Source organism: Clostridium saccharoperbutylacetonicum N1-4(HMT), from assembly GCF_000340885.1.
Classification (GTDB): domain Bacteria; phylum Bacillota; class Clostridia; order Clostridiales; family Clostridiaceae; genus Clostridium; species Clostridium saccharoperbutylacetonicum.
This window is the reverse complement of the sequence record NC_020291.1, coordinates 3768840-3794773: the sequence shown is the minus strand read 5'-3', so window position 1 is coordinate 3794773 and position 25934 is coordinate 3768840. Positions and strand designations below refer to the sequence as shown.

The 25934-nt window shown below is 29.6% G+C and carries 27 protein-coding genes; 21 read left to right on the top strand and 6 right to left on the bottom strand.

Features of this window, described 5'->3' with window-relative positions; translation table 11 throughout:
• Entirely contained in the window at window positions 1–1680 is a 1680-nt protein-coding gene (locus CSPA_RS17015; RefSeq protein WP_015393584.1) for a 2-oxoacid:acceptor oxidoreductase subunit alpha, read from the bottom strand.
• A gap of 415 nt (window positions 1681–2095) precedes the next feature.
• Here CSPA_RS17015 and fliD point away from each other — a divergent pair, with 415 nt between their 5' ends.
• The 5 genes from fliD to CSPA_RS16990 all read left to right on the top strand — a co-directional run bounded on the left by fliD (window position 2096) and on the right by CSPA_RS16990 (window position 6418).
• A complete protein-coding gene (gene fliD / locus CSPA_RS17010) occupies window positions 2096–3406 on the top strand; it encodes a flagellar filament capping protein FliD (protein ID WP_015393583.1) in 1311 nt (436 codons plus the stop codon).
• Window positions 3407–3615: 209 nt separating this feature from the next.
• Entirely contained in the window at window positions 3616–3963 is a 348-nt protein-coding gene (locus CSPA_RS17005; RefSeq protein ID WP_017810519.1) for a cytochrome b5 domain-containing protein, read from the top strand.
• 129 nt (window positions 3964–4092) lie between these two features.
• Window positions 4093–4725, top strand: coding sequence for a hypothetical protein (locus CSPA_RS17000; RefSeq protein ID WP_015393581.1), 633 nt, complete (start codon window positions 4093–4095; stop codon window positions 4723–4725).
• A gap of 272 nt (window positions 4726–4997) precedes the next feature.
• On the top strand, window positions 4998–5324 hold the full coding sequence (locus CSPA_RS16995; RefSeq protein ID WP_015393580.1) for a hypothetical protein: 327 nt from the start codon (window positions 4998–5000) through the stop codon (window positions 5322–5324).
• Window positions 5325–5434: 110 nt separating this feature from the next.
• The gene (locus tag CSPA_RS16990; protein ID WP_015393579.1) at window positions 5435–6418 is read left to right on the top strand and encodes a site-specific integrase; all 984 of its coding nucleotides are present in this window, start codon (window positions 5435–5437) and stop codon (window positions 6416–6418) included.
• Between the two features lie 349 nt (window positions 6419–6767).
• Here CSPA_RS16990 and CSPA_RS16985 read toward each other — a convergent pair whose 3' ends face one another.
• Both CSPA_RS16985 and CSPA_RS16980 read right to left on the bottom strand, forming a co-directional pair.
• Window positions 6768–7928, bottom strand: coding sequence for an IS91 family transposase (locus CSPA_RS16985; RefSeq protein WP_015392184.1), 1161 nt, complete (start codon window positions 7926–7928; stop codon window positions 6768–6770).
• The gene (locus tag CSPA_RS16980; RefSeq protein ID WP_015392185.1) at window positions 7921–8784 is read right to left on the bottom strand and encodes a tyrosine-type recombinase/integrase; all 864 of its coding nucleotides are present in this window, start codon (window positions 8782–8784) and stop codon (window positions 7921–7923) included. Before CSPA_RS16980 ends, CSPA_RS16985 begins: the two co-directional genes overlap by 8 nt.
• 294 nt (window positions 8785–9078) lie before the next feature.
• Between CSPA_RS16980 and CSPA_RS16975 the strand changes: the two genes are divergently transcribed.
• The 5 genes from CSPA_RS16975 to CSPA_RS16955 all read left to right on the top strand — a co-directional run bounded on the left by CSPA_RS16975 (window position 9079) and on the right by CSPA_RS16955 (window position 11984).
• Window positions 9079–9795 carry a class I SAM-dependent methyltransferase gene (locus CSPA_RS16975; RefSeq protein WP_015393578.1) on the top strand — a complete coding sequence of 239 codons (717 nt, stop codon included), beginning with the start codon at window positions 9079–9081 and terminating at the stop codon, window positions 9793–9795.
• Window positions 9796–9975: 180 nt separating this feature from the next.
• On the top strand, window positions 9976–10584 hold the full coding sequence (locus CSPA_RS16970) for an SdpI family protein (RefSeq protein WP_015393577.1): 609 nt from the start codon (window positions 9976–9978) through the stop codon (window positions 10582–10584).
• Between the two features lie 163 nt (window positions 10585–10747).
• Window positions 10748–11059: a hypothetical protein gene (locus CSPA_RS16965; protein ID WP_015393576.1), complete on the top strand. Its 312-nt coding sequence runs from the start codon at window positions 10748–10750 to the stop codon at window positions 11057–11059.
• 52 nt (window positions 11060–11111) lie between these two features.
• Window positions 11112–11705, top strand: a complete 594-nt coding sequence (locus CSPA_RS16960; RefSeq protein WP_015393575.1) for an FtsX-like permease family protein — start codon at window positions 11112–11114, stop codon at window positions 11703–11705.
• Between the two features lie 54 nt (window positions 11706–11759).
• Complete coding sequence (locus CSPA_RS16955) at window positions 11760–11984, top strand: aminoglycoside 6-adenylyltransferase (protein ID WP_015393574.1); 225 nt, start codon at window positions 11760–11762, stop codon at window positions 11982–11984.
• A gap of 117 nt (window positions 11985–12101) precedes the next feature.
• Here the strand turns inward: CSPA_RS16955 and CSPA_RS16950 are convergent, their stop codons facing one another.
• Both CSPA_RS16950 and CSPA_RS16945 read right to left on the bottom strand, forming a co-directional pair.
• Window positions 12102–12692: a hypothetical protein gene (locus tag CSPA_RS16950; protein WP_015393573.1), complete on the bottom strand. Its 591-nt coding sequence runs from the start codon at window positions 12690–12692 to the stop codon at window positions 12102–12104.
• A 550-nt stretch (window positions 12693–13242) separates the two neighbouring features.
• Complete coding sequence (locus CSPA_RS16945; RefSeq protein WP_015393572.1) at window positions 13243–13791, bottom strand: HXXEE domain-containing protein; 549 nt, start codon at window positions 13789–13791, stop codon at window positions 13243–13245.
• Window positions 13792–13928: 137 nt separating this feature from the next.
• On the opposite strand from CSPA_RS16945, the gene CSPA_RS16940 reads away from it, so the two are divergent.
• From CSPA_RS16940 to CSPA_RS16925, 6 genes are all read left to right on the top strand, one after another.
• Entirely contained in the window at window positions 13929–14492 is a 564-nt protein-coding gene (locus CSPA_RS16940; RefSeq protein ID WP_015393571.1) for a TetR/AcrR family transcriptional regulator, read from the top strand.
• Window positions 14493–14792: 300 nt separating this feature from the next.
• Window positions 14793–15317, top strand: a complete 525-nt coding sequence (locus tag CSPA_RS16935) for a hypothetical protein (protein ID WP_015393570.1) — start codon at window positions 14793–14795, stop codon at window positions 15315–15317.
• A 740-nt stretch (window positions 15318–16057) separates the two neighbouring features.
• Window positions 16058–17875 (top strand): group II intron reverse transcriptase/maturase, encoded by a 1818-nt coding sequence (ltrA, locus tag CSPA_RS16930; protein ID WP_015393569.1) that lies wholly within the window; start codon window positions 16058–16060, stop codon window positions 17873–17875.
• 194 nt (window positions 17876–18069) lie between these two features.
• A complete protein-coding gene (locus tag CSPA_RS31015) occupies window positions 18070–18174 on the top strand; it encodes a helix-turn-helix domain-containing protein (RefSeq protein WP_341274139.1) in 105 nt (34 codons plus the stop codon).
• A gap of 14 nt (window positions 18175–18188) precedes the next feature.
• Entirely contained in the window at window positions 18189–18356 is a 168-nt protein-coding gene (locus tag CSPA_RS30255) for a hypothetical protein (RefSeq protein ID WP_015393568.1), read from the top strand.
• A 207-nt stretch (window positions 18357–18563) separates the two neighbouring features.
• Window positions 18564–19022 (top strand): hypothetical protein, encoded by a 459-nt coding sequence (locus CSPA_RS16925; RefSeq protein WP_015393567.1) that lies wholly within the window; start codon window positions 18564–18566, stop codon window positions 19020–19022.
• Between the two features lie 550 nt (window positions 19023–19572).
• Here CSPA_RS16925 and CSPA_RS16920 read toward each other — a convergent pair.
• On the bottom strand, window positions 19573–20352 hold the full coding sequence (locus CSPA_RS16920; RefSeq protein ID WP_241393388.1) for a helix-turn-helix domain-containing protein: 780 nt from the start codon (window positions 20350–20352) through the stop codon (window positions 19573–19575).
• 190 nt (window positions 20353–20542) lie between these two features.
• Here CSPA_RS16920 and CSPA_RS16915 point away from each other — a divergent pair, with 190 nt between their 5' ends.
• The 5 genes from CSPA_RS16915 (at window position 20543) to CSPA_RS16895 (ending at window position 25886) form a co-directional block, all read left to right on the top strand.
• On the top strand, window positions 20543–22843 hold the full coding sequence (locus CSPA_RS16915; RefSeq protein ID WP_015393565.1) for a beta-L-arabinofuranosidase domain-containing protein: 2301 nt from the start codon (window positions 20543–20545) through the stop codon (window positions 22841–22843).
• A gap of 499 nt (window positions 22844–23342) precedes the next feature.
• Window positions 23343–23849: a hypothetical protein gene (locus CSPA_RS16910; protein WP_015393564.1), complete on the top strand. Its 507-nt coding sequence runs from the start codon at window positions 23343–23345 to the stop codon at window positions 23847–23849.
• A gap of 213 nt (window positions 23850–24062) precedes the next feature.
• The gene (locus tag CSPA_RS16905) at window positions 24063–24554 is read left to right on the top strand and encodes a GNAT family N-acetyltransferase (protein WP_015393563.1); all 492 of its coding nucleotides are present in this window, start codon (window positions 24063–24065) and stop codon (window positions 24552–24554) included.
• A 55-nt stretch (window positions 24555–24609) separates the two neighbouring features.
• Entirely contained in the window at window positions 24610–24768 is a 159-nt protein-coding gene (locus CSPA_RS16900; RefSeq protein ID WP_015393562.1) for a MerR family DNA-binding transcriptional regulator, read from the top strand.
• A 269-nt stretch (window positions 24769–25037) separates the two neighbouring features.
• The gene (locus CSPA_RS16895) at window positions 25038–25886 is read left to right on the top strand and encodes an immunoglobulin-like domain-containing protein (RefSeq protein WP_015393560.1); all 849 of its coding nucleotides are present in this window, start codon (window positions 25038–25040) and stop codon (window positions 25884–25886) included.
• Window positions 25887–25934: the final 48 nt, after the last annotated feature.

Below are 25934 nucleotides of genomic sequence, written 5' to 3'. Positions count from 1 at the left end.
TTAGAATACCTCCTTTTTAACTCGAGAATAAATTTCTTCTGAGCTTAATTGTCTTCCATCATATTTCAATATGCTATTATCAATAGAAATTCCAGTTTCCATCCTAATTAATTTAGCAAGTTGACCGTTAAAATTTTGTTCTACATTAACTAATTTTTTAGCTAAAGTTGAATACTTTTCTAAAAGCTTTGTTGGAAGTGGATATAAATCTCCAAAAACAAGAGCTCCAACAGAATAACCTTCACCATTTAAAAGTTTAACAGCTTCTTCAACAGGGCCCTCAAGTGATCCCCATGCTAGCAAAAGTACTTCAGGAGTTTCAACTCCAAAGTAATCTGGTTCAATTAAATCTTTTTCTAGTAGTTTAAGTTTTCTCATTCTTTTATCCATTTGTTCTATTCTAACTTCAGCAGATTCTGTTATCTGACTGTCTTCAGTATGCTCATCGCTATCAATTAAAACTACAGCATTTTCAAATTGACCTGGAAGAATTCTTGGAGATATTCCACTCTCAGTAACTTTATATCTTTTATAGCTTCCATCGCTTTCTAAAGCTTCTTCTCCAGCAATATTTCTTTCGATTTTCACTTTGCTTAAATCGAATTCTGGTATAGTTACAGCTGTATCAGCCAAGTATTGATCAGTTAATAATATAACTGGTATTTGATACTTTTCAGATATATTTAAAGCTCTTGCAGAAGCATAAAAAGCGTCTTCAGCATTTCTTACTGAAAGTACCATTCTTGGTCCTTCTCCATGAGAAGCTGTAACTAAAAAGCTCAAATCACTTTGTTCTGTTCTAGTAGGAAGTCCAGTAGCAGGCCCAGGTCTTTGAGAATCTATTATTAGCAAAGGAGTTTCTGTTATACTCGAAAGTCCAATAGCTTCGACCATAAGTGAAACACCACCTCCAGAACTTCCAGTAGCTGATCTTGCACCTGCATAAGAAGCTCCAAGCGCCATATTTATGGCTGAGATTTCATCTTCTACTTGTTCAACTATTATTCCTGCATCCTTTTGAACTTTAGATAAATAAGTCATTATGCTTGTTGCAGGAGTCATAGGATATGCCGAATAAAAGCCTAGTCCACCTGCTAGTAGACCTAAAGCCAAAGCTTCATTACCAGAAATAAGAATGTTGTTATTATTTTCAGCTATAGAAAGATTAAAACGCTCTTTTGAAATTTCATATCCTCTAGTAAAAGCTAATTTGTTTGCTTCATTTGTTTTTATGTCCCATTTTTTATTAAAGATAGAGTTTATATTATCTATCTTAAGATTAAAGAGCTTTGTTAAAACTCCAACAGCAACTGTTCCAATTGTTTTAGAATTACCAACTTCAGTAGATATTGCTTTCATTGGAAGCTTTAACACTCGTGAATCTTCCACATCAATACTTTCATCACAAATCACAATTCCAGTTTTATTTAATTTTTCAATGTGATTAACAATTGTATTTTTATCCATAGCTACAATTACATCTATTATAGAACTATGGGAAGTTATTTTTTCATCTCCAAATCTTATTTGAATAAAATTATGTCCGCCTCTGACTCTAGACATATAATCTTTTGTGGTATAAAGATTATACTGACTTTTCTTAAGGATTTTTTCAAAGAGGGAACTGATAGTATCTATACCTTGTCCAGCAGAACCCCCAATTAAAATGTTATATTTCAATGTAAATCAACTCCTTCAAATAAATTATATTTATTAAAAATCATAATCGATAATAATTATCAGTTAATATTTATACTTATTATATATCACCTTCTAATGTATTTCAATATATAGCAAAAGAAATAATTATTAGAAAAGAGGTGTGTTATTATTCTGGCGTCGGTTTTAGTGGTGGAGGCGCTGCGAAAGCTGGTAATAGGATACTTGAGGCAGAAAACAGAAATAGTCTTTAATGTATATATAGCTTAATTATCAATTGTCATTAGTCAAGAAATCCCTTAAATATTTCTTGATGAGAAGTGTAAAATCTTAATTGGAACTTATATATAAAGAAAATTGCATTAATGTCGAAAATTAAATAAGTTGATAGTGTGGGACATAATTTAAAAAATATAATATGGAAGGAGGAAAGGTTATGAGTTATACTATTAGTCCATTAGCGAGAAGTTATGCTTACAATAATCTTATAAATAGTTCATCTAGTTTGAATAAAAACTCTAACAATAATATAAGTAAGTTAAATAATAAAACAAATAATTATAACAATGCATTTACTGGTGTTAATGCTACTTCAAGGTTTAATGACACCTTTACAAAAAAGTTAAATGAACTTCAAACTTATACTAATGATTCAAAAAAGTTTTATTCTGAATTTGTTAATGATTTTTCTGAATTAAAAAAATCATCTAATGCATTAAAGGCTTATAGTTCAACTTCAGCTTTTAAAGCTGACAGTTATGGCAGCAGCAATACAAATGTTGTAACTACAACAAAGACAAGTGGTTATGATAAAAAGGATTATTCAGTGGAAGTTAGTCAATTAGCAGCTGGAAAATCAATATCTTATAATGAATTAGCTTCAACTGGAAAAGATCTAGTTGCGACTGGTAGCGTATCAATAGATAATGGTAAAAATTCTTATAACTTTGATGTTGGTACTGAAAATGCTCTAAATAACAAGGATGCTATGAACAAAATAGCAGATAAAGTTAACAAAGCAGCTATAGGCGTAAAAGCAACAGTAGAAGAAGTAAACGGAAAGAGTTCATTGAAATTTCAATCAAATACAACAGGTGAAAATTCAAAATTAACTGTAATTCTAGGAAATAATTTAAATCAGGAAATGACAGTTAAAGCAACTCAAGAAGGAGTAAATGCAAAGTACAAAGTTAACAATGTAGATTATACTTCTGAAAGTAATAATGTAAATTTAAGTAGCACAGTTAAAGCAACTCTAAATGGTATTGGAAAAGCAGCAATATCCTCTGACAATATTGATAGCAATAGAATTGTAAATTCAGTTAAAGATTTTGCTAATGATTATAATAAAGTAGTAAATTTTTTAGGAAGCAATTCAGATAAGTCATCTAAAATTGAAAGTTTATCTAATTCCTTTAAAGGAACTAAAAATAACAGTGATTCATTATCATCTATAGGAATTACAGTTGAAAATGATGGGAAACTTTCAGTAAATGAAAATACTTTGAAAAATGCAATTAGCAAAGATTTTAAAAATGTTAGAGATATTTTAGGTGGAGCTTCAGGCACAGCAACTGAAACGTATAGTAAAGTACAAGATGCTATGAATAAATCAAAAAATTTATATCCTAGTTTTCAATTTGATTCTGGAGAAAATTCAATATACTCCTATAAAAATACTAATGTGATATATAGTCAGTATAATTCATTATACTCAGGAGGGGTTTTCTTAAATTCATTAATTTAAAATTTTAAGAAGCGATATTAATCTTGAGAGGTTGAATTATATTAAAAAGAACAAATTCATAAGAAAAGCTCTTTCATTAATTATAGAAGATTTTATAAAAATCTTAAATATATTGATGAGGGAGCTTTTTTAATAAAAATACACAAATGCATATAAATTAAAATACAATATATATGAGTTAATTATTTTTGGGAGAATCAATAAGCTTTATGGAACAATATAATAAGCCAATTAGTAATGATGAACAATTGCAGATGGCACTGAGGGTTATGTCTAGTTATTTTGAATTTAAAAGGATTAGTGAAATTCTAGAAGCTTACGATAGACAGCAAAAACAATTTACTATAGAAGAATTGTCACAATATAATGGGAAGAATGGAAAACCAGTTTATGTAGCAGTTGATGGGATAGTTTATGATTTAAGCAATGTAAAACAGTGGGCTAGTGGAATGCATTTTGACGTTGTAGCTGGTAAGGATTTAACAGCTGAATTTAATTCACATCATGGAATTAAAAAAGTTCTAGAAAATAAACAAAAGGTTGGAATACTTATTTGATCTTAGAAATTTTTAAAATTAAAAATCATAATATTTAAGAATTTGTCGCAATTATACAATACAATGGCTCTATTACTAAGTAAAATAGGAACTGTAAAGAATAATTTTTTAATAAGGGGAGAAATAGTAATGAAAAACTTAAAAAAATTTTTTGCAGTTTTCTTAGTAACTGTGATAGCATCAACAATGCTAATTTCATGTGGAGGGCTAAAAGTAACAGCAGAAGAAAGTGCTAAAATATTCTTAAATGTTTTATTAAAAAATGATAAAACAAATATGGATAAAATAGGGTTTACTGAAGATAATTATAACAAACTTGTTAAAGATAAAGAAGACAAGTTAATGAAGAGCTTCACTGGAGATAATATTGATAAGAGCGTAATAACAGATGAAGTAAAAGCAAAATTTAAGGATAGTTTAATCAAAGGATTAGCAAACATAAGCTATGAATTAAAGCAAACTTCAGCTGACAAAAAAGTTGAAAAATTTGATTTGAAAATAAAAATATTTGACATGAAAAAGATTTTTGCTGATGCTCAAAACAAAGCAATGCAAGACATTAATAGTAATCCAGGAATGACTAAGGAAGAAATCCAAAAGAAATTATTAGACTACATTTGTGATGGAATTGCAGCAGGTACAGCTAAACCGGAACCGCAAACTGTAAGCTTAATCTTCACTAAAGGAGAAAAAGTTTGGGAACCAATGGAAGAATATAGCGGACTAGAAGGAGTTATTTTAGACTATATATTCATGGGTTAAAAGATATTAAAGTAAGGTAAATAAAATTCTATAACATTATATTAAAATGAAACTGGCATAGGGAAAAGTCAGTTTCATTTTTTTGCTTATTTTTAGGGAGATAATTAATTGAAAAAAATTAAATGGAAGATTTGATAAATAATTTGTACTTTGTGGAAAAATAAAGGAAAAATTGTAAAATGTGTTGTATAATTAAGGTAGGTGATTTGAAAAAGGGATTATGTCTATAATCAGCAGTTCATTTTAATGAATATGTTATTTAGGATTGGAGGATGGTAATATTAGCAGCTATTATAGGGAAGTTTGTTTATTTGGCAATAGCAGCTGCAAAAGGAGAAATTCCACCAGATAATGCAGATTTAAAATTATATCAGTTTTTAATGATTAATAATCTTTGTATAAAACATGAATCATGGTTACATGAAAATGAATATCGGGTATTATTGCCAAATATAGAGAAAGTATTATATGGAAAAAGAGTGCCGTTGGATGAAATAGGAGTTAAAATAAAATCAATTTTTTTGGGTAAATATTGCAGTATGCGAAATAAGAAAAAACTATTTGAAATTTCACAGAAGCTAGGAATTAATATTTTTTAAATGGATTTAAAGCATAAGAGTAATGATTTTGAAATGGAGTACAAGCCTTATATGAGAAATTAGAAATGAGGGAAAACATTATGTAATTATTAGATACAATTAAAAATTTCTTGGAAGAAATAACATCACAGAGAACAAAGGATTCATATATCAAAAAAATAACAAGTTTTTATGATTTTTTAACCAAGCAAAATAAAATAAGTAATGAAACATATAAGAATTATTTTGCTGGAATAGATATTGATGTTATTGAACAAGCACTTGATTATTATATTAAAAATCAAAATATAGAATCAGAATCAGCAGCATACCATTATAAATCTGTAATACGAATGTATTTTGATTATATACAGAACTTGGGAATAGTAGCGGATAATTTAATAAAATCATTTAGTATAAAATCAGGAATTAATTCATATAGTGAACGAATAAATTTGAAAATTAAAAATGATTCAAGATTAAAAGAAAGAATGAGCAATGGAATAATAACAAAGGATGAAGCTATTGACATTATTGATCAGTGTGATAGAAATATAAAAAATCTAATTGAAAAAGACAATTTTTTGAATTTTAAAAAGAGAGCAGATGATTACACTAATCTATTAGGAAATATAATAATTAAATTTATTTTATTTACAGGTTGTAAATACAGTGCTTTAAATTCTATAAGAGTAAATGATTTGAATTTTGATACAAATATATTAAATATTAATGGATATGAGATTACTCTACCTAAAAATTTATCACTTCAGATTAGACAATATATAAGGATTAGAACTGATTTCTGTAATAAAAATAATCAATCATTATTTATTAAACAAAATGGTGAAGAAATTGATTATACAAATTCATTTTTAAGTAATATATTATCATATTTTAGGGATGGGAATATACAAGTTACTATGCTAATTAAATTTGCAATAGTTCAAATGATAAGTGTAGATATAAATAAAGATGTAATAAAATCTTTTACTAAAAACAGTGATGACATATACACTGATTGTTTTAATTATGTTTATGAAAATGATTCAGCATTTAGAAATCGATATTTAAATTCTAAACTTAGAAGTATGGAGTGGTATGATAGGTTATAGAAATATGTTCTTGAAAAAGATTAATGTTCAAGCAAGATACTTTTATCTAAATAACTTCTTATTATTCATAGCAAATTATACGAAGTTAGGCAGAAAAAAACTCAAGCCTTGAATTTAAGCTTGAGTTCAAAAGTTATAGAAGTCCGCCTAACTTTGGATAATTACAATAGCACGAAACCGCGGAAATATAAGCAGTTATTATGGGGATTGAATAGTCTCATTCCCTTTAATTTTAAAAACAAATTAAAAATTAAAGTTTAAAAATATAGGGGTAAAGATATAAAAACGTATTAAATAGTGCAAAACCGGCATAGTTTCCCCCTCCCCATTACAGGCTATATTACGAATGTTATGAAGTTTTGGTGGTTATAGGAGGAGAGTTACAAAATGTAATAGACCTATTGAGTTTGTTTGAGCCGCAGTGAGTGCATTTTGATAAATCTCTACCTGTAATTTCTTTAATTAGTTCAAGAATTGGAATTTTATCTCTAAGTAAAATAGGTGTATTAGTAAGTTGTTTACAAATATTCAGTTTTGTAGTTTTATTTCGATTACCTAGCAAGCCGTAGTGCCTAATTTTCATAAATCCACTTGGAAGTATATGAATAAGAAATCTTCTAATAAATTCATCAGCAGAAATAGTCATTACCTTATACTTATTTTTGTCTTTGTAATCACGCCATTTAAATGTGGCATTGCCATTGTCAATGCTTAGAATACGGGTGTTTGATATAGCAACTCTATGTGTATATCTACCTAAATATTCGACGACGCAGGCAGCATTTTTAAAAGGTGGTTTACAGTAAACAATCCATTCTTTAGAATATGTAGCTGAAAGTAATTTTTCGAATTCAATTTCATCTGAAAGATAATTTTGATTCCCATGAAATTCAAGATTATTTTCATAGTATAATTGCTTAAGATAATACAGAAACTTGCCCCTAAATTTACGAGATAATACTTTAACCGGAATAAAAAACTTTTTTCTGCTGCTTATCCATTTGCCGATCGACGATAGTCCGCCGCCAGGTACAATGCAGTGAATATGTGGATGATGCATAAGATTCTGACCCCAAGTATGTAGAATTGATGTAAAACCAAGTTTTGCACCAAGGTATTTTTTATCAAAGGATAATTCAGATAAAGTTTCAGAAGTAGCCTTAAATAAAATGGTATAGAGTTGTCTTTGATTTTGATATACCATAGAATTTAGAGTATCTGGAATAGTGAATACGACATGGAAATAGCCAACGTTAAGTAAATTGGATTTTTGATTGTAAATCCAGCGCTCTTTTGCAAGAGCTTGGCATTTGGGGCAGTGCCTGTTACGGCAGGAGTTATAAGAAATCTGAGTATTTCCACAGTTATCACAAACATCTACATGACCACCTAAATGCGATGTTCTGCATTTTCGTATTGCAGACATAGCTTTATGTTGAACAAGAGTAAGCTTATGTTTATTCAAATAATCTTCACCATATTCTATAAATATATCTTGAACCTCAACCATTAGTTTTCTCCGTTTCTGTCAAGAAATCTAGAGGACTTTGTACATTTAAAGATTGAATTTTAAGTAAATGCAAATAAAAACATGTAGAACTGATATCTGAATGCCCAAGTAATTGTTTAATATGAAATATACTTATGCCAGATTCTAGTAGATGTGTAGCAAAACTATGCCTTAAGCTATGGACGGTAACTTTTTTAGAAATATTAGCTTTTTCTATGTATTTGTGGAATATATTTTGTACAGCCTTAGAAGTAATGTGTGTTCCGGTATTTACTCGGCTGTAAAAAAGCCATTCTTTTGGACGATAAGCTTTCCAATAAACTCTTAGAATTTCAAGGTTAGCTTGTGAAAGCAATGCATAGCGATCTTTAGAGCCTTTGGCATTGCGGATAAATAACTGCATTTTTTCACTATCAATATCAGTAACTTTTAGAGAAGCAACTTCACTAAGTCTTAGTCCAGCGCCATATAGAGTCATTAATATACATTTATCTCTAAGATTATCACATGCATCAAAAAGGCTTTGGATTTCACTTTTAGTAAGTATTTCTGGAAATTTACGTTGCCTGCGGTGGCGAGGTATTTGTTTGTAATTCAAAGTAGCATTTAAAGTTACACCATATAAGAATCTAAGGCCGCTATTGTATGAATTTACACTTCCGGAAGTAAGACCTTTTTCTGTTGAAAGATAGTGCAGGAATTTTCTAATATCTTTTTCGTCAAGTTCAGTAGCGGGTTTGTTAAAGTGGTCTTGAAAAATTTTAACTTTAGTATAATATTCAGCTTGGGTATGTTTGCTTAGACCTCTAAGTTCCACATCAAATGTCAATTTTTCTAAGACTTGTTCTTTTGTCATAATTAAAACATCTCCTTTAAATTTAGAATTATCTATATATTAAAGGATTTATAGAAAAAATAAACTGGTATAATTAAAATATGAGTTCTAGATGTAAATGTATTACATATTACCACCGCGCTAGCGGTTTAGTGCTATTCATATAATTGGACATGAAGTGATTCCTCAACAATATAATAATATGTAGAAAGTGCGTAGCAATTAATAACTGAAATGTTCTTTGAAAATTGAAAAATGTGATAGTGGAAAGTTATGTTATAATTTATATTATATAGAATTTGGAGGCGTTATACCATGGATGATAAAATTAATTCGGAAATCATAAAGACGGAAGATGATGTATTTCTTATGCTAGATGAGTTTTTAGAAAAACGAGATAACGAATGGTGGAATAAATTCTATTCAAATAAGGAAAAGGCAGTTCCATTTTTTAAAAATATTCCTGACGAAAATCTTATTACTTATTTTGATAGAGGAATATTAAAAGAAGGAAAAGCTCTTGATATTGGTTGCGGAAAAGGCAGAAATTCTATTTATATAGCGAAAAAGGGACTTGAAGTTTGTGGTGTGGATTTTTCAGAAACATCAATAGAAATGGCTAATAAAATAGCGACAGAACAGGGGATAAAAGTAAAATTTTCATGCCAATCAATATTTGACTTTCAAAGTGAAAAAGAGAATTATGATTTCATTTATGATAGTGGTTGTTTTCATCATATAAAGCCACATAGAAGAGAGCAATATTTAAGTACTATATTAAAATATTTAAAACCTAATGGATATTTTGCTATGATATGTTTTAATTTGAAAGGCGGAGCGAATATATCTGATTATGATGTTTACAAAGATAATTCGATGCATGGAGGAATAGGGTTCTCTGATTATAAACTAAAAATAATTTTGGAATCTTATTTTGAAATAGTTGAATTTAGAGAAATGATAGAATCTGACAATGAAGAAGTATTCGGTAAGTCTTCCCTTTGGTCTGTATTAATGAGAAAAAAGAATTAATAGTAAATATAATTACATAAATTTAAAATATCGCATTATTAAATTTGCGATATTTTTATTGAACAATAATAAGAAGGGATGAATATAAATACTCGCATTAGAAGATAAAAGTTATTTACTTGGAGAAGTTATGTTTTTTACAATTTGGAGGTGATAAAGATAAAGCGAGATAGACTTTTTTTGAGTACGACTATTATTTGCTTTTTGCCATTGATTCTTTCGTTTACACTATATGATAAATTGCCTGAACAAATTGCTATTCATTTTAGTAGAGTAAGAGGAGATGATTATGCTCCAAAAGCGTTTGCGGCTTTTGGTTTACCAGTTTTAATGGCAGCAATTAATATTCTTACACACCTTAAAGTTAATAATGATCGAGATAAAATAAGCTCTATATCTGTATCTAAGTACTTAGGGATGTGGTCTGCTCCTGTTACTTCAGTCATATTAGTACCAGAACTCTTATTTATTGCACTTAGATATAAAAACCCTATTCAAGGTATTTTATCAGAAGTATTAGGCATTATGATCACAATGTTTGGAAATTATCTATCAAAGTGTAAGAGAAATTATACTTTTGGTATCAAATTACCATGGACACTAAATAGTGTGGATAATTGGAATAATACCCATAATATAGCAGGGGATATCTGGATACTAGGGGGTATTTGCATGATAATTAGTGGTTATATACGGATTCAAGGTATTCAATTAATTTTAATTATTTTAGCAATTATTACGACGGTTCCTTTTCTCTATTCATATTGGTTATATAAAAAAGGAGTATAAGGAATTCATTGGGTGTTGCTTCCTCATAATATTAATGATTTTGAAAGATTTAGCACTAATATTACAAAGTTATAATTCTTTAATTAATCTTCTAATTATTAATATACCCATTAAGATAATAATGTTTAGGAAAGTGCAACATCAAATAGAAGGAGAATTTTTTATGGAAATACATAATCATAATTTAAATATTCATTACTCATTACCAAATGAAATATGGAAAAAGTTAGCTGAACTATATAAAGAGATGCCAGGATGGAGTGGTTTTATTGATGGAATTCCGCATTGGTATGCACAAGATAATGACAAAAGAATAATTAATGCTTCAGTTGAACCTAGTGGTCTGCAATTTTATGCTGAAATGCAGCAAGACGAATGGAATACGTGGTTTGAAAGGTTCAAGAAGGAAGCTTCGGTATTATTAGGTTTTGAAGTAGGAGAACCAGAAGATGGAGTTGACTTTCCTAATCTATAGATATTAAATAACAATTATCTATATTTACTAAATAGATTTTAGAAGGTGAAATATGAATATTAATAAATTTAAATATTTCTTTTTAGATGCATTAAAGAGCTTAAAAAGAAATATTACACTTACTGTTTTTTCAGTATTTACTGTATCAGCAACTATTTTTATTGTTGGGTTATTTTTAATATATTTGTTATCAGTTAATAAAAATTCAGCAACTATTTTTATTAATAATAAAGGAATGAGCACAGTTTTTGAGTTGCTGGAAATTGCAGTTTTTTTAATAATACCAGTTGTTTCATTATTTTTAATTGTAAATGCATTTAAGATGGCTATGTTTCAAAGGAGATATGAAGTAAATATAATGAAGCTTGTTGGAGCTACTAATTGGTTTATTCGATGGCCTTTTATTATTGAAGGGGTATTTATAGGAATTGTAGGAGTTTTTGTAGGAAATTTATCTTTATTTGTTATATATACTTTCATTTACACAAAAGTAATGGCGTTTACACCAGAATTAAGTCTTGTACAACCTTCTTTTATAATAAATACAATGCTTTGGCCATTTGCAATAGTTGCTGCATTTATAGGGTCTATAGGAAGCCTTATAGCTTTGAGAAAAATTCTTAAATGTGGAGTTTGGGAAAGTTGAAAATATTAATAAAAGTAAATAATAATAAGTTTATAGAAAGGTGAGAATATTCCTATGAACAGCAGATATGAAGGTATGATAAACAATTTAATTAAATATGGAGAAACATCCGAGCTTATAAAAGCAGAAGTCCTCATTGGCTCACAGTCAAGAAAAGATAATTGTGCCGATGAATATTCAGATATAGATGTTATATTATTTGTTTCTGATATCGATTTCTTTATTAAATCAGATGAATGGCTTAACTTCGCAGAAGTGTTCATTAGACTAATAATGTGAATAACATTTAAATTTGACGCAGTAAAATAAAGGTGGAAGTTAAATATCACCTCCAACTTTATCAAATTAATATTCATTTTATGAAGTTTATAGAAAAGTATTGAATTGTGAGTAAAATTAATCTATAAGAATTCCAGCTCCAGTATAAAAATAGTTAGAATTTCGATCTAGTGTGAGTTTATTATTAGTTTCTATAGTAAAGTCTTCCCAAATTACATGGTCAATGCCATAAATTGAATCTAATATCTTGAAAGTGGAATGATCTAGGTTATATAGAGAATCTAAAAGTTTAAATGTATTTTGCTCATATTTAATAAGCATGTAATGTAGTGATGGAGTCATATAACCTATACTACAGATAATAATTGCGTATTTATTAGCACCTTTTTTAACTTTATCAATTATATCTATATTTTTTGTAGATATGTTAAGGTTTTTTGCTATTGGTATAACAGTGCTATTGCTTAACATACATGTGTAAGAGTACGAACTCCAATTATTACTTAATTCATAAGCAATTTTTTCTGGGTTTGAATAAATTTCAGGAATTCCCATATTGTTTGGACCAATTTGAATTTTTTTATGTATATTAGCAACAAAGGTTCTATCATTTATAGATTGAGCTTTAGTGGTTTCCCATAAATAGTAAGCAATTGAGTGTGCACCACAACTATTGCTTTCTATAGTTTGAGAAATATATGGTTTCATAATAAAATCAGTCTCCTTTCAAATATAGCATATTAATTTAATCACTATAAAAATTATAGCACTTATTTTATATAATAAAACCAAATTTTGTATTTAGTGGAAGTATAATCGGAATATTAACATCATCCTATTCAGTTTGATTTTTTTACGCAATTCTACTATTAGATATTGCAATTAAAAAAACCTAATATACTAGGGGCATAAAATGAATAGAACAAAAGAAAAAATATTCAGGAAGAACCATTAATTATATGATGATTATTCTTAAATAATTAATGATATAACAAAAAATAAAAAAGCCCCGATTAAGGGGCAAAAAGGTAATTTTTTTAAAACTATGAAACCAATATTATTATATGATTATTTATATCAATTAATACACGATATCAATTGTAGATTTAACGCAGTTCTTAATAAAAAATGTTCTTTGAAAATTGAATAATGCGGTATTAGGCAAATATTTTAGAATTAATTTTATTATATTGGAAATATTTAATTGTAATTAAAAACTGAAAAGGGAACACATTAGGTTCCTCTTCCAGGTATTCGATTATGCTCTTTTCGATGTTTCAGAATATTTGTATAGCAATCTAGATAAAGAACCCATAAGCTTATGCATTGGCGATATTAAAGTTATTAATGCAATTCCTGTTAAGCAGGCTAACAAAATCATACTTACGTTATAGTGAAGTATATTTGCAGAGGTAAATAATAACCAGGTACTAGGAAATAAAAATAGAGTTGATGTTATTATTCCAGGTACATAGTGTTTAAAACGGATGCATGAAACCATATGGATAAAAACAAAATGTAAAGTTATTCCTAAGAAACCACTATACCATATAAAATAATTTTGAAAAATTAGAGAAAATAAACTAATCAGCACAAAAATTAAAAAGATAATTTCGACTCCAATAGAAAAGGCTGGCGTTTTACAGCAATGTACATAATTTAAAGCAAATGGTTGGTGTTCTGGCCAAGTAGTATCGATTGCTTTTTTATAGCGCTTCCCCCACACTTCAGCCATAATGATTTCTTCAAAATCATGAAGCATAAAAATGATTGGAAACATCCAAACAATAGAATTCATAGTATTCATAAAATTTCCTCCTTTTTATATTGACACAATTGTGTCTATTAACAATATCAATTATAATATGTGGAAAAGCATATTCAAGCATTTCTGCTCAAAAGCTACAAATTAGCAGATTTGTGACAATAGAGGAGGGACAAACTATGTATGGTAAAAATAAAGGAAATAAGGTATCTACTCAATCAAAACTTTGGATGGAGGATGCACTGTTAAAACTGATGGAGACAGAAAATTATAGAGAAATTACGATACAAGAAATTACGGATAATGCAGGGCTTTCAAGGCGGACTTTTTACCGTAACTATTCTTCGAAAGATGAAATTTTAGAAGGTTGCTTCTATAAAATTTGGTTGGAATATAGATCAGTTATTGTGCAAGAAACAGATTTGTCATTGCCTAATATTGCCACAATATTTTTTGCCGTGATGAAAAAGCATTTCGTTTTTTTATCCCTTGTTAATCGTCATCACTTACTCCCACTTTTTCTTTTAAAGATTGATGAGCTTTTGCTTCCAGCATTTAATGAGGTAAAGGGGGAAAATATGCCTTTTTCTAAAGAAAGTATTCAGTACGCTTTAACATTTAGCACTGGTGGATTTATGCGAATTCTTATTAAATGGATGAATGACAGTAAGCAGAAATCACCAGAAGAAATGGCAGCAATGATAAAAGATTTTATTTCAATTTGCAACTATACGAATCTCTAAAAAGTTGATTAGCCATGGAAAACTCTAGAATCAAGGAATATCGCATAACAATAAATATTTTAGAAAAGTATGTTTTACTAAAATAATAGAAATAATGAATCTACAATATTTTTGTTACGTTATACTAGTAACGGATGCAGATCTATTGTATACAATGTAAATTTGATGCAGTAAATAAAAAATATGTTTTTTGAAAACTGAATAATGTGGTAATTTAACAAAACATGCTATAATTAACTAAAAGATAAATTATCGCGTAAAAACTGTCGATTATTATATTTAGGAAAGGGAGTGGAGGCTATGGAAATTTTTAAATTAACCAAAGAGCGCATTCCTGCAGTTGCGCAATTAATGTGTACGATAAAACCAGACTGGTGGGATTATGAAGGTGCCTTTGGACAACTGAGCGATATCAATGAAACGATTAGGACAGTTGGATGGTATCTCGGTGAGGATGAACGACATCCAAAAGGTTGGATACTTTGCAGGGAGTTTATTGGTTACCATACATTAGAACTTGAATGCAGCGGTTTTGACGATAATGGAATTTTTAAGTTGGAGCATAAGCTGGAGGATCTGATAGATATCGCTTCACGGTATGCAAAAGAAAAAGGTTATCTAACATTCAGAAATGGAATAAGTTCTATTGGATTTAATATTCACGGGCAAGATATTGATAATATTTCGGAAGCAATTCAAAATCTTATCTGTGAAAGAACTGATTATAAGTGGATGTTGGACTATGGATTCAGAGTAATTGGGATTCAGCCTAATGCGTATGAAAAAGGATTCCACCTGATACTACTGGCCAAAGATATTTCATAGAGATTATAATCATTATATTAAGACGACAAATTATAATTTGTAGAGTGGATCTTTTATATTTGAAAATTTAATAGTAAATTAGAATATCGCGCTATTTATAACTAAGAATAGGTTTGCGATATTTTTTATATTAAAATACTACACAATACTAGTGTGCGACAAGAAGTCGCTAAATAACAGCGTTTCCAATAGGAAACTATGCTAGTCATTAAGCATATTCCCGCTCAAAACTGCATTTTGAGTAATTGAAATGTGGGTTGCAGGAGAGTTAAAGGTCTAATGTAGGACATAGTCACATTGAACTACAAGGCTAGGGAAAGAATGAGAATGTGTAAACAAATGTTGAACCTTTGTAATTTTCGTAAGGCGTAAATAAGCTAAAGTGACTGATAAGCTTATATTGTGGATAGGAAAGGTTGTATAGTAGGTAGACCATGGAATGACCCATATATCCACCGGAATATAGGAGGACACTTAACTCATTTGTATCTGTTATTAGTGGAACTTGGTAAACCCTATGTGCTCCTTAATAGGTAGGACAATCGTAAGAACGTTACAATGTGCAAAGGGTATGGGAATGTGGAGAAAGCGAACGCCGATAGGACGAAAGTCCAAAGGAATAAATAACTTGTCGGATAGGAGTTCAGAATTTGCTCTAACACGAAAGTGTGCAGACTTCCACATGGTCGTCAACATGAGAAAAAACGAAAAGTAATTAACTTGAAATGAGGAGTTTAGTTATGGAAACTTATATAAAAATTAATAAGTCGGCTACTGCTCCACAGGTTTATGATTGGAACTCTATTAACTGGAGGAAAATCTACAAATATGTGAAGAAATTGCGACAACGAATTTTTCATGCCGAGCAGTTAGGACAAACAAGGAAAGTCAGAAAACTTCAAAGATTAATGATTAGAAGTAAAGCAAATCTATTGCTTTCGATTAAAAGGGTTACCCAAATAAATAAAGGTAAACGAACTGCTGGAATTGATAAAATGATAATAATCGATGATAATGAGAGAATTAAACTATACAATCTAATTAAAAATTATAATGTTAAATCAATAAAAGTCAAACCAGCAAAAAGAACTTATATACCTAAAAAGAATGGGAAATTAAGACCACTAGGGATACCAATAATCAAAGATAGAATATATCAAAATATTGTTAAAAATGCACTGGAACCACAATGGGAAAGTAGGTTTGAATCTATATCATATGGTTTCAGACCAAAACGAAGTGCACAAGATGCAAGAGAACAACTTTTTCTAAAATTACGTAGAGGTACAAAAAGACAATGGATTTTCGAAGGAGATTTCAAAGGATGTTTTGATAATCTAAATCATGACTATATGATATCATGTTTAGATAACTTTCCATACAAGAAAACTATTGTGGAATGGCTTAAAGCTGGATATATCGACAATGAAGCATTTAATGAAACCATTACCGGAACACCGCAAGGTGGAATAATTTCGCCATTACTTGCAAATATAGCATTGCATGGAATGGAAGAAGAATTAGGTGTTAGATATAAAAAGAGTACACAAGGATATTACCTAGACTCTAATTCCATAGGAATCGTTAAATATGCAGATGACTTTGTAATATTATGCAAAACTAAAGAAGAAGCTAAATCTATGTATGATAGATTAAAGCCATATCTCGAAAAAAGAGGACTGGCTTTAGCCGACGAGAAAACCAAGGTTACTCATATAAGTGATGGCTTTGACTTCCTTAGTTTCAATGTAAGGCAATACAAAACAATACGAGGAATGGTGTTATTAATCAAACCATCCAAAGATAGTGTTAAAAAGGCTAAACAGAAAATTAGAGAAGTATTTATAAAATACAGAGGTGAACAAATTGGAATTATAATAAATAAATTGAATCCAATCATAAGAGGAATAGGAAACTATTGGTCAAGCTCTGTATCTAAAGAAACATTCAAAGCCATAGATTATTACATATGGACTAAGGTTAAGCGATATCTTAAAGTTCTGCACCCAAATAAACCATGGAAATGGATTATCAAGAAATACTTTAGCAAAGATATACATGGCATAAGTACTTCAAAGTGGTTATTAACGGATAAAAGCATTAAGAATTGTCAACTGATTAAAATGATCTGGATACCTATAATCAGATATCAATTGATTAAATACAAGAATAGTCCAGATGATAAAACATTAGAAGAATACTTCATGAAAAGAGATGAAAAAGAATTTAAAAGAAACAATATTTTGAGTAGACAAAAATTAGCTAAAAAATGTAAACATCAATGTAGAATTTGCAACCAATCATTATTCAGTGAAGAAAATCTGAAAATAAACCAAGTCGTACCCAAGGTACTTGGCGGAAAGAATGTTTATAGAAACTTTGAGATATTACATGAAAATTGCTATGACCAACATCAAAAATTACTGATAAAGTATGGTGGAAATAGCCAACTTAGTAAAATTAAAAAGTTTTTTGATGACAGACAGATAGAACCATCGAGTAAAGAAGGTATGAAACTAATGAAAGAACAATTTAAGCGTTTTAAATATAACTGTTAGGAGAAATGATGGCTTGAGCCGTATGTGGTGAAAGTCACAAGTACGGTTCTTAGGGGGAAAGAAACCGAGAGGTTTCCGACCTACCCGACATTACACATAAAAAGCCCCAATTAAGGGGCAAAAAACTAAAAGTTTTTTATAAAAAATGAGCATAGTTATTAAATCAAAATTATTATGCTCAAAAATATAAGAAAATATTCAATAATTTATTTTATAAACAAAATGTAGATATTGTTAAAAAGACGGGATTAAGTAGAGCAACAATATATAGAGTATTATCAGATTTAGGATTGAGATAGGAGGGAATATTAAAATGTTAAAAATCAAAGATTTAGAATCAGTTTTAAATACAAATATGATGAATGTAATTTATGAAGATCATTGGAATGGACAACAATATGGATATGTAGATAGTGAAGCTAAAATAGAATTAATTCTTCCAGTTAATGAAAATACTATAAAAATTAGTGTCACTCCATGATTCGTAATTTTATAGTTACAAACAGTTTGTGAATTTGACGTAGTAAATAAAAATATGTTCTTTGAAAACTGAATAATGCGGTATTTAGAAGATATCGGTAGTCAAGTCATTATAGCAGGATGAACCAATTAATTGCAGAGTGAATAATATAATATACCAAGTGTTTACTAATGAATATAAAGAGATTAACATGGAGTAGGTGTTAAAATGAGTGGTATATTTAATCAAATTATGTTTAATATACGACGAGGATATTATAAGTATATTGGTTCTGGCTCTAGCAGAGACGTGTTTGATTTAGGAAATGGGTATGTAGTGAAAATTGCTAAGAATATGGCAGGAATTGCTCAAAATAAATCGGAATATAAAATTTCTAAAAGCGATAAATCAAAATTATTTGCAAAAATTATTCAAATATCAAATGACTCAAGTATGCTTATAATGGAAAAAGCAGATAAGATATACAATATTTCAGAGGTATTGAATTATTTTAATGTTAGAAATAAAAGGGAATTATTGAACTTAAAAGAACTACAGAATATTAAGAGTAACTATAATTTGTTATTGGGTGATTTAGATAGGAAAAGCAGCTGGGGAATTATTAAAAGAAGAACTGTTATCATTGATTATGGTCTTACGAAAGAAGTTAGCCAAAGATATTATTAATCCTTTTAGATATAAGGTAGAATATCATATATTATAAAACTTAATGCTAAATTTAAGAACATTATGTAAGAGTGAGAATATAATATAGTATACAAAAGAAGAGAGGTGATTAATATGCCATTCTTTGGATTCCCTGGGTTCTGTGGGTGCTGTAGATGTTGTAGGTGCAGGCGTCACAGATGTCACAGACGTTGTCGGAGATCTAGTTGTTGCTAATGTATGCTAAATTAGTTACTTTTGTAATAAAGCTATAACGAAATTGTTAATAATAAATGCCGTATTATTCAATAAAGCGAATTTACGGCATTTTTCTTGTTGCACAATACTACAAAAGGATGCATATATGGGGAATACAGTAAGATAAATTATTATGATAAGTTTTCTTATTTAATGAGATTAAAATGAAGTTGGGACTAAATGTCACAGAGGAAGATTAAATATATGGTGAATTGCTAAACTCTTCTAGGAGAGTGTATTGTTGTAGTTATATTAGGAACATTAATCAGGAATTTTGTTATTTTACAACAAACACTCGTTGATATTTGATTACTTAATTATTATCCAAGTCTGCATTAATTGGTGTAGAATATAGAATATTTCTATATTCAGTTGGTGTTATACCTTCATATCTTTTAAACATCTTTAGAAATTGGGTGTAGTCAAAAAAGCCACATTCTTTTGTTATCTGCTTAACACTTAAATGCGTATTCAAAAGTAACTGCTTAGCACGATTTATACGCTGTGACAAGATGTACTCTTTTATACCCATCCCTTTTTCACGTTTTACGATTTTGGAAATATAGTCCTTATTAAAATTGAAATTTTGTGCAACGGCAGAAACATTAATATCTTTCTGTAAATTAATATCTATCCATCTACAAATGCTATCAACAACTGAACGATGTTTTGAATATGTTCTGTTAAGGGTTCGTTTAAGTTCATTTAATAGCAAAATCAGAGCTGCATTTGTTTCATCAATGGAATAAGAAGAAAAATGCAAAAGCTGTTTAAATAACTGATTAATAAGTAGGGTGTCTTCGATATGGGCAAAGGTTGGGAAATTTAGATAAGATTCAATATTGGTTTCGTACATTACCCAATAAAAGCTAACGGGCGAAGTACTCTTTTTATGACCGTAATGGGTCAAGCCAGAACGAAAAAACAGAATATCACCAGGTCGGATTATATATTGACGGTCTTCTTCGGTAATATACATTTCTCCTTCAAGCATGAATGCTACTTGATATAAAATAAATTTGCGTTTCATATGGTTCCAATTGCCAGCAGATATAAATTTTCCACATAAATTATAATTTAAATAATTCTCCATTAAGTCTGATTTATCCATCCTTTCTTCGATAATGACCATTGTTAACTCAATGGTATATTAGTAAAATATTATCATAAGCATTGGGCGAAGTCAAAACTATAGGAATTTGTACACATGGGTTTTGCACTTATTTCCAAAAATAAAATGACTGATTTATACATCTAATACGTATCGGGAAGGGGATACAATTATGAAATTAGCAGTACAAGGTTTTCCAAGCTTAAGCAAAGTAAGACTTTTAGAAGGGTTTTTTAAAACATCTCAGGATCTGGGAGAAAAATATATTTTATCTCTCGATGTGGACAGATTTTTAGCTCCTTGCTATGAGGCGCATGGTTTGGAACCAAAGAAAAAACGTTATTCAGGATGGGAAGCAAGAGCAATCAGCGGACATTCATTGGGACATTTTATGTCAGCTCTTGCAGTAACATATCAGGCTACTGGGAATGAAGAGTTAAAAAAGATTCTTGATTATGCGGTGTCGGAATTATCGCATATACAGCAAGTAACAGGAAGGGGATATATTGGAGGCTTGGTTGAAACACCCTTTGTGGAAATAATAGATGGAACAAACATAGGAAAATTTGATATTAATGGATATTGGGTTCCTTGGTATAGCATACATAAGATATACAAGGGATTGATTGATGCATATGAGCTAGCAGAAAATTCTGAGGCCCTAAATGTAGTGGTTAATTTTGCTGACTGGGCAGTTTCAATATTAAATCAAATGTCTGATGAACAGGTTCAGGCAATGCTCGAATGTGAACATGGGGGCATGAACCATATATTTGCTAAGCTTTACGGTTTTACATGCAATAGCATATATCTGGATACAGCAGTTAGATTTTCACATAAAGCTATTGTTGAACCACTTGAGCAATGTGTTGATGATTTACAGGGAAAGCATGCAAATACTCAAATTCCTAAAATCATAGGTATAGCAGAAATATACAATCAGGAGCATGCTTATGAGAAATATAAAACAGCTGCGCAATTCTTTTGGAATACCGTGGTTAATAGACGTTCCTATGTTATCGGAGGCAACAGCTTGAAAGAGCATTTTGAAGCAATTGACATGGAAAGCCTTGGTATTAAGACTGCAGAAAGCTGTAACACGCACAATATGTTGCTCTTGACAAAACTATTATTTTCATGGAATCATTACAGTGCGTATATGGATTATTACGAAAATGCTCTTTTTAATCACATTATTGGAACGCAGGATTGCCACACAGGAAATAAAACCTACTTTACATCATTGTTACCTGGACATTATAGGATATACAGTACAAAAGATACGGCTTGGTGGTGCTGTACAGGCACAGGCATGGAGAACCCAGGCAAATATGCAGAAGCCATATATTTTCAGGAACAGGATGATTTATATGTTAATTTATTTATATCGTCACAGTTTGATTGGGAAGCAAAAGGATTAACCATAAGACAAGAATCAAATTTACCGTATTCGGATACTGTAATTTTAAAAATTATTGAAGGAAAAGCAGAAGCAAATATTAATATACGTGTACCCTCATGGATAACAAGTGAACTTGTTGCTGTTGTAAATGGCAAGGATAGGTTTGTACAACGTGAAAAAGGATACCTTACAGTCAGCGGTGCTTGGGATAAAGGGAATGAAATCAGAATCACGTTTCCAATGGCAGTTTCAAAATATACATCAAAGGATAATGCTGGCAAGATTGCATTTACCTATGGTCCAGTTGTTCTTGCAGGTAAGTTTGGAAATATTGGACTTCCAAATGATACAATTGAGGACGAAGTGGCATTGGACACAACAACTGCGTCTGTACCAGATATATTTACAGAGGATGATGATATATCAAATTGGATTACTATGGAGGATGCTGAAACCTTAACCTTTAAAATTTCAGCTGAGGTTACCACTGATAAGAATGAAGTAACACTTGTTCCGTTTTATCGGATACATCATGAATTTTATAGCGTGTATTGGAATTTGAACACGGTAGGGGATAAATTTGAAAAACTATTAAGTGATATTACCATCGACAGCATAGAACCTGATGGACAACAGGATGAAATAGGGCACAGCATGAAAGGTAATTGCCTCGAGGCAACACATTATGGTTCGTTTAAAGACATTAATGGTAACATGTCCATGTGGAGAGATGCATATGGTGTCAAGGAGGCTTACTTCAGCTATGAGATGAGTGTTGACGGAGAAAGGCAAAACTTCATCTGCGCAAAGTATTTTAGTGAGGATAACAAGTTCAAAGATGATAGAATAACCTATTCAAGGGATTTTGACATTATAGTGGATGATAATGTTGTTGCTGAACAGACCATCGAGATTAGTGATAAGGAAAAATATTATAGGTTTTATGAAATACCAAAGGAGCTTACATTAAATAAAAGCAAAGTTAAGGTGATGTTTAAAGCGAAATCTGTTTATTCCTGTGTTGGGAAGGTGCTCGAAATAAGAATTACGAGAGGAAAAATAGATCAGTAGAGACTAGAAGTTTTGTTAAACAGTTTTTCATGCCTTGCTTACAGAAATGAATCTTTATAAATTAAATTCTTAGATAAAGTGTAGTAAGAGTTTATTACATACTCTTTAATCATGAGTTGATGAAATTAAATAGTAAATTGAAAATCGTATTATTCAAGAGATTGGATGTACGATTTTTTACTGCATAATTATAATAAAGACTCAATAAATTATAAAAGGTCTCTGAGAATTGAATGAAGGAATATTACAATTTGTGCTATAATTGGTTTGTGATAGTAAAAGCATATATTAAAGATTCTTATATAAATTGAGTATTTAACTAAATGGATTTTAAGCAGCGATATTTGATTTTGATTATTCATATATCAAATAGGCTAATAATATGAAGCAAAGATTTGTGATAGTTAATATAAATTTTCCTTTGGGAGTTAATTAGGATAGTGTTTTGAAAATATGTTGCTTGTATTATATTGAAAGATAATTTGTAGGAGAGATTGAAATGAAAAAAGTTGTTGATCATATTACAGAAATGTTGGAAGCTAATAATTTAACTTTTATAGATAAGCCAATTCTTATAGGTGGAATGTCTATGGAGTATTATGGAATACGAAAAGCTGGTGCAGACATTGATCTAATAGTAACAGATGAGGATTATCAGGTTCTTGCACATAAATATCCTAATAAGAGAAAAGATTTATATGGAGACTTGGGAATGGTCATTGGAGAATTTGAAATATGGAGAAGTATTGCACACCTTGATTATAATTTTTTTAAGAAAGATGCTATTGAGGAAGAAAATATTCTAATTGTATCAATAGACAGACTTTTATGGACTAGAGTGTGTGCTATGGAAGTAGAAAAATATAGAAATGATTTGGAATTGCTAAAAGAATATTATTATAACCATTATACTAATCCAAAATACCATCAAGAAGCGCTATTGCATGAGAAGTCATATTTAAAAATGAATGGCACAGTTTTGGGTGGCAAATATGATGATTTATAATATCAGATTTTAGTAATATTTTCATTAAGGACTAGATCATGTATATTCAAATTTAATGGTTAGTATAGCAAATGGAAGTTTATGGAGGACAATATATGTTTAAAATTAGGAATAAGGAGTTTAGTGTTAAATAAATATGAGAATATATGTTTATTATCAATATGAAGCAGATAAATTTCAATATTAAAATCAACTACGTAGGGAGTTAATAATATGATAAGAAGAGCAGAAATAAAAGATGCATCAAGGTTAGCAGAAATTTTAATATTTGCAAAAAGAACTGCTTACAGACAGATATTTAATAATGACAATGTTTCATTTAATGAAATGCAGGTCTTAGATTTAGCATTAGATTTTCGGGATAAAGAATCTGAATTAGATGACTTATATGTATATGATGACGGAATTGTAAAAGGACTAATTAAATGGGGATATTCGAATATGAAAGATAGTAGAAATAGTATTGAAATTTTTCAACTTTATGTTGATACTTTTTTTCAAGGACAGGGTATTGGTAGTATTCTAATAAAAGATTGCATTGAGCATGCAAAGAGGAAAAGTATCAAAAAAATATTTTTATGGGTGTTAGAAAAAAATCATGATGCTAGAAAAATTTATGAAAAACATGGATTTAAAGCAGATGTTGTTAGTAAATTTGAAGATGTCACTACAGAAATACTATTAAGATACAAACTAGAAATGTAAATTGTTATTTACTTTGTTAAAATAAACCTGAACTTGCAATAATAAGGAGAAAAGTTTGAATAAATATACACGCAAGGATTTATCGGAATTATTTAATATAGGAAAAGAACCTTTAAGATATTATGAAAATAGATATTTGTTACCTAATATAACTAGGAATGAAAGTGGTTATAGAGTTCATTCTGATTATTATTTATATTCTGAGAAGGATTAATAAAATGTATTTGGTGCAAGCAAACACAAATATGAACTAAATCCAGCATTAGAAATAGATACGATACATAAATTTGATTTATAGAGTGAATTCTGGAAACATAGGATGGGGAAATGAATTATGAAAATATCAATATAATATATACAATTTATAGAGTTTATGCTGTAAATAAAAAATCGTTCTTTGAAAATAGAATAAAATGGTACTTGAAAAAAGTAAATTATTTGTATATTGTAAGGTAATTTGAAATTAGTGGAAGTGGGGGGAATATGAAAAAGATGAAATTAACAAAAATAATTGCTAGTTTATTAGTAGTAGCTACAATGCTGACGATATATCCAATAGGAGCAAGTGCAGAATGGAAACATGATTCTAATGGCTGGTGGAATAGTGAAGGTAGTTCATGGTCCGTAGGTTGGAAGCAAATAGATGGAAAGTGGTATTATTTTGGACAAGATGGTTATATGGTTCATGATGCAACAGTAGATGGATATAAGATTGGCTCTGATGGAGTTTGGATTGAAACCACAGAAATCAATCCACCACAGATTTCAAATAATTATAATATTAATTTAGATGCATATAATAAAGGTTGGAAACATGGTGCCAATGGCTGGTGGAATACAGAAAAATCATTTATTACAGGTTGGCAATTAATTGAAAATAAGTATTACTTTTTTGATATTGATGGTACTATGGAACGTAATAAAATTATTGATGGATATTATTTAGATGCTGATGGAGCTTGGGATTCGTCCAAAGGTAAAGCTAAATTACAAGATATTACCATGAAAACAGAAAAAAGTATATATGCATTAGGTACAAAAGATATTAATGCTTATATTGTAAATAACACAAATCAAGAAGTTGAATATGGAACAATGTATGAAGTAGATAAGTTTGAAAATAATGAGTGGCATCCTTTAGCTTTTGCAGATAATACAGAGTTTGAAATGGTTGGAATAGTTATACCAATTCAAATAACAGGTAAGGAAAATTACAAATTAAGTACACTACAAGATTTTAAAAAATTAACAGCTGGAAAATACAGAATAGTAAAAGAAATAGATAATTCAATAGGTATTACACATGCAACAGCAGAATTTGAACTACAATAAAAAATAAATAGTAGATTTTAAGTACCGTATTATTCAGTTGAATGTACG

Coding starts and splice junctions, on each gene's coding strand:
- fliD (WP_015393583.1), top strand. CDS start 2,096: ATGAGTTATACTATTAGTCCATTAGCGAGAAGTTATGCTTACAATAAT.
- CSPA_RS17005 (WP_017810519.1), top strand. CDS start 3,616: ATGGAACAATATAATAAGCCAATTAGTAATGATGAACAATTGCAGATG.
- CSPA_RS17000 (WP_015393581.1), top strand. CDS start 4,093: ATGAAAAACTTAAAAAAATTTTTTGCAGTTTTCTTAGTAACTGTGATA.
- CSPA_RS16995 (WP_015393580.1), top strand. CDS start 4,998: ATGGTAATATTAGCAGCTATTATAGGGAAGTTTGTTTATTTGGCAATA.
- CSPA_RS16985 (WP_015392184.1), bottom strand. CDS start 7,928: ATGGTTGAGGTTCAAGATATATTTATAGAATATGGTGAAGATTATTTG.
- CSPA_RS16980 (WP_015392185.1), bottom strand. CDS start 8,784: ATGACAAAAGAACAAGTCTTAGAAAAATTGACATTTGATGTGGAACTT.
- CSPA_RS16975 (WP_015393578.1), top strand. CDS start 9,079: ATGGATGATAAAATTAATTCGGAAATCATAAAGACGGAAGATGATGTA.
- CSPA_RS16965 (WP_015393576.1), top strand. CDS start 10,748: ATGGAAATACATAATCATAATTTAAATATTCATTACTCATTACCAAAT.
- CSPA_RS16960 (WP_015393575.1), top strand. CDS start 11,112: ATGAATATTAATAAATTTAAATATTTCTTTTTAGATGCATTAAAGAGC.
- CSPA_RS16955 (WP_015393574.1), top strand. CDS start 11,760: ATGAACAGCAGATATGAAGGTATGATAAACAATTTAATTAAATATGGA.
- CSPA_RS16950 (WP_015393573.1), bottom strand. CDS start 12,692: ATGAAACCATATATTTCTCAAACTATAGAAAGCAATAGTTGTGGTGCA.
- CSPA_RS16945 (WP_015393572.1), bottom strand. CDS start 13,791: ATGAATACTATGAATTCTATTGTTTGGATGTTTCCAATCATTTTTATG.
- CSPA_RS16940 (WP_015393571.1), top strand. CDS start 13,929: ATGTATGGTAAAAATAAAGGAAATAAGGTATCTACTCAATCAAAACTT.
- CSPA_RS16935 (WP_015393570.1), top strand. CDS start 14,793: ATGGAAATTTTTAAATTAACCAAAGAGCGCATTCCTGCAGTTGCGCAA.
- ltrA (WP_015393569.1), top strand. CDS start 16,058: ATGGAAACTTATATAAAAATTAATAAGTCGGCTACTGCTCCACAGGTT.
- CSPA_RS30255 (WP_015393568.1), top strand. CDS start 18,189: ATGTTAAAAATCAAAGATTTAGAATCAGTTTTAAATACAAATATGATG.
- CSPA_RS16925 (WP_015393567.1), top strand. CDS start 18,564: ATGAGTGGTATATTTAATCAAATTATGTTTAATATACGACGAGGATAT.
- CSPA_RS16920 (WP_241393388.1), bottom strand. CDS start 20,352: ATGGAGAATTATTTAAATTATAATTTATGTGGAAAATTTATATCTGCT.
- CSPA_RS16915 (WP_015393565.1), top strand. CDS start 20,543: ATGAAATTAGCAGTACAAGGTTTTCCAAGCTTAAGCAAAGTAAGACTT.
- CSPA_RS16910 (WP_015393564.1), top strand. CDS start 23,343: ATGAAAAAAGTTGTTGATCATATTACAGAAATGTTGGAAGCTAATAAT.
- CSPA_RS16905 (WP_015393563.1), top strand. CDS start 24,063: ATGATAAGAAGAGCAGAAATAAAAGATGCATCAAGGTTAGCAGAAATT.
- CSPA_RS16895 (WP_015393560.1), top strand. CDS start 25,038: ATGAAAAAGATGAAATTAACAAAAATAATTGCTAGTTTATTAGTAGTA.